At 62.2% G+C, this 4,574-nt stretch carries 1 protein-coding gene; it reads left to right on the top strand.

Translation table 11 applies throughout. The annotated features are described in order from the left end of the window. Positions 1-4,574 (top strand): DUF5801 repeats-in-toxin domain-containing protein (locus tag AC1DLV_RS30190; protein WP_476836344.1); only part of this gene is annotated, 4,574 nt, incomplete at both ends.

The following is a 4,574-nucleotide window of genomic DNA, read 5'->3' as shown; positions in this document are numbered from 1 at the left end:
TCCGACACGACAAACTCCGACGAAGCGACCGGCTTCAACCTCGGCAACGGCAAGGCCATCGAGGTGCAGCTGACCGTCAAGGACGGCGACGGCGATACCGACACCAAAAAAGTCGACATCACCAACAGCGTCAAGTTCCAGGACGATGGCCCAACGCTGACTGTCGCAGCACCCGAATCCGTCGCCAACGGTTTGTTTATCCAGGGCTTCACCGACAATGGCGGTGAATGGGGCACGGGCAGCGGTATCAACACGTCGGGAACCGCCGGTGGTTGGACGATCACGGGATCGACTTTCCAACCTGCGACGACGGTGGTTCTTGAAAAGGTCGGCGACGGCTATCGCGGTGCGGACAGCCCGACCAACAGTGTCATGGTCGACCTCGAGGCATCTCCGGGCAATATCCAGCTATCGCAAACGATTACAGGCCTGACCGCAGGCGAGAGCTACGGCCTATCCTTCGAGATCGGCGCGGCCAGCGGGGTGGCCGCTGGTAGCGCAAAGTTGGAGGTCGTGTGGAACGGCCAGGTCGTCGGCACCTATGTGCCGACGTCAGGTGGGATGCAGACGATCGTCATCAACGTACCTGCGCTTGGCGACGACAACACGCTTGAGTTCCGCGAGATAGGCACCGCCGGCGACAACACCGGCACGTTCTTGGGCAACATCAAGCTCAACGACATCATCGTCATTGACGAAAGCAAGGGCACGGACTCGGATTCTGACGAGGTGGCGGCAGCCGACGTGACCGCTCTGTTCAATGGCATCAACGCTGGAGTGGATGCGGATATGGGTTCCGCCCAGTTCGCCCAAGGCACTGGCCCGATCGTTAATGCGGTCGCTGCTTTCGGCGCCGATGGCCCGGCGACCAGTGGCTCGCTTGTCTATGCCCTCCAACTGGCAAACACCAACGGCGTTCCTTCCGGCCTGACGACCACCGAAGGCAAGGCCATCTTCCTGTACAAGGACGCTGATGGCCGCATCATCGGCGTTTACGACGCCGACGGCAACGGCGTCAGCAACACCGACAAGGTCGCGTTCGCGCTGCATGTCGATGCCGGCACGGGCGTTGTTACGCTTGCCCAATATGTGTCGCTCGGCCATCCCGACACAAACAGCCATGACGAAGGCGTGAGGCTTGCCGCGAACACGGTTTCGGTGAAGGTCACCGCCACCGATGGCGACGGCGACAAGGCGACCGGCAGCGCCGACATCTCCGGCCGGGTCCTGTTTGAGGACGATGGTCCGAAGGTAATTTCGGTCGTCCCGTCTACTCCGGCACTCGGCAATGAATTGATCGTCAACGGCAGCTTTGAGGAAGGCCATGCCAACGTCCTCGGCAACCAGGACTGGGAGATCTTCCACTCCCTTACAGGCTGGACGTCCGACGGCAAGGTGCCGTTCGAGGTCCAGACAGGCGGTGCCGGCGGCGTAAGCACCCCGTTCGGCAACGCGCTGGTCGAGCTCGACTCCGACACTGTCGGCAATCCAGCGAACGGCAACGTCGGCGACATCAACGCCACCACTTCCACCAATGCCACGATCCAGCAGACGATTGCTGGTACGGAGGCAGGTCAGACCTATCAGCTGAGCTTCGCCTATTCGCCGCGCGGCGGCGATGGCGCCGGCTCCAGCGGCATGCAGGTCTGGTTCGACGGCAAGCTCGTCTACGAGATTCCGGCCAACAACAACATTGCCCCTGGCCTGCAGCAGATCACGATCAACGTGACCGCAAGCGGCCCCAACGCAGTGCTCGCCTTCAAGGGCACCGGAAGCGAGAACCAGCACGGTGCGCTGCTCGACAATGTCAGCCTGAAGGCCGTCTACAGCTCGTCCATCGACGATGAAGATGCGCTGGGACAGGTTCTCGGAAACCAGGGTGGTCCCGGCGACGACGGTTCGGGCAGTGTCGCCAAGGGCAAGATTGTCTTTGACGCGGGCGCTGATGGGCTGAAGTCATTCGAGGCAACCGGTATTGCCGGTCTCAAGGCGATCCATGTCGGCGCCGATGGCGTTGGCACGCAATACGCGGTGACAAGCCAGACCTGGAGCCAGAACGCAAACGACGCAGGCGGCACGCTGACTGGCACTATGGAAGTGCCGGGCGTCGGCACCGTCAAAGTCTACACCCTGACGATCGACGCAGGCGGCAACTACACGATCACGCTGCTGCAGCCGCTGGTTCACTCGGGCACGGACAACCCGGACACCACCAACGTGGTCGAGACGTCGTTCGAAGACAATCTTCCACTGAACTTCGGCTTCACCATTACCGACGGCGACGGCGACAAGGCGACCGGCACGATCAAGGTCAATGTCGACGACGACTCGCCGGAGGCGGCGGCTTCGGTTCCGGCAGCCACCGTCATGAACGAGCCGGGTTCGCCCACGGTTTCCGTGCAGGTGCAGACATACGGGTTCGGCCTCGCCCAGCTCAATCAGGCACCCAATATTCCCAATCTAACCACGAATGCCGGCACGATCGTTGTCATTCACGGCAACGAATTCACCTTGCAGACTGCCGGTGCTGGCCAATCGATGATCTTCACGGCTGCTGCCGGCAAGACATTTACCATCGAGAGCGCCGCAATCGGCCTCGACGGCGCCAATACAGGTGCGTCGCAGGTCACGTTGATTGGTTACGATGCAAATGGCAACGCGCTGGCCCCAATCACGCTGACCGTTCAGTCCAACGCGACGCCAGGCGTAACGCCAACGAGCATGTTCGACGCTACCGGCACTGTGCTGGATGGCGTGATATTGTCTAAGCTTGTGATCGTTCCACCGAATCCAGCCGGCTTCCAGGGCCGTATCATCCTCGACAATCTGGAGTTGGGGCAGGTCACTGTAACGCCATCACAGCAGACAACCTCTAACATCGACCTGATGCAGCTCGTCAATTTCGGCGAGGACGGCGCGCATGCCGGCGGTGCATTCCAGCTTAAGAGCTTCACCGCCCAGGACTTCGGCTCGATCAACTCCGGGGGCAAGGAAGTCTGGATCAAGTCGGACGGCAACAAGCTTACCGGCTTCACCTCGGACAATGCCAAGGTCTTCGAGATGCAGATCGTCAACGGCAAGGCCGTGCTGACGCTGTTTGCACCGCTCGATCATGCCGGTGCGAGCCACGTCAACCTCGACTTCGGCCAGTTCATTACTGCTCGCGACGGCGACGGCGACACCATTGGGCTTGCGCAGAATGCTGTCGTCTTCTCGGTCAAGGAAAGCAATCTTGTGCCGACAGCCGGAACAGTCTCGGCTGCCGTCGATGACGATGGCCTGACTGGCGCCAATGGTGCTGTCGCTGCGGGCGACATCAATGCGAATGCTGGTGAAACCACACCGGCTGATCCAAGCGAGGCCGTTTTCCTGGGCAAGCTGCAGGGGGCAGGCGGCGACGGAGCGCTGGTGTTCAGCTTCGCTGGTATGGATGGCAAGCCCGGCCAGGTCGGCCAGGAAGCCGTCACCTATAGCTGGAACGCCGGAACCAATACGCTGACGGCGAGCGGATCGCGCGGCGCGCTGTTTACGGTCCAGATCATCGACACGGCGACTGGCGCCTACAAGGTGACGCTGCTCGACAACGTCCTGCATGCCGCTGGTGACAGCGAAGCCAGTGCCTTTGCCTCGCTCAGCTACACGGTAGCTCCGAGCGTTGCGATCTCGGATGCGCCGTCGAGTGTTGCTGAAGGCGGTTCGGTGAATGGCACGTGGTCGCTTGCGGCTGGCGCCGACGGCGTGTCTGCCTCGAACTTCACGATCTCGGTGAATGGTGGGGCTGCGAGCGCGGTTAGCTTCGGCACGGCTATCGACACGGGCAAGGGCACGCTGACGATCAACGCCAATGGCAGCTGGAGCTTCGTTGCTGCAAAGGGTCTCGACAACGACGCGGCGCAGTCGATCAGCTTCACGCTGTCGGCGAAGGATGGCGACAACGACGTCGCTTCGGACAGCCAGACGATCTCGATCACGGACGGTGCTGTGCCGACCGGTGGTGGATCGGTCTCGCTTTCTGTGGACGACCAGGGGCTGACGGACGGCTCGACGCCGAACCCGTCGCTGCTGACCAGCAGCGGCACGCTGAGCTTCACGGCCGGTTCGGATGCGTTGACCAGCTTCAGCTTCGGCTCGACCTCGGGCCTGACGAACACGCTGACCTGGACGGCTTCGGCCGGCGGCACGGTGCTGACGGGCTCTGACGAGCGCGGCGCCGTGGTGCGGTTGACGCTGACGGCGCCGGCTGGCGGCATCGCGGCTGGTGCTGCGGGCAACGTTTCGGTGAAGGTCGACCTGCTCGACAACTACGACACCCATCCAGGTGCGGGCGATGTCGCGCTCGGTCTCGGCTCTGTGACGGTCGTCGCCGCCGATCATGATGGTGACGAGGTCACCGGCACGGTCACCGTCTCGATCTCTGATGACGTTCCGAGCGTTGCGATCTCGGATGCGCCGTCGAGTGTTGCTGAAGGCGGTTCGGTGAATGGCACGTGGTCGCTTGCGGCTGGCGCCGACGGCGTGTCTGCCTCGAACTTCACGATCTCGGTGAATGGTGGGGCTGCGAGCGCGGTTAGCTT

Source organism: Aminobacter sp. 01T433, from assembly GCF_056398585.1.
This window is presented reverse-complemented; position numbering and strand designations above follow the sequence as displayed.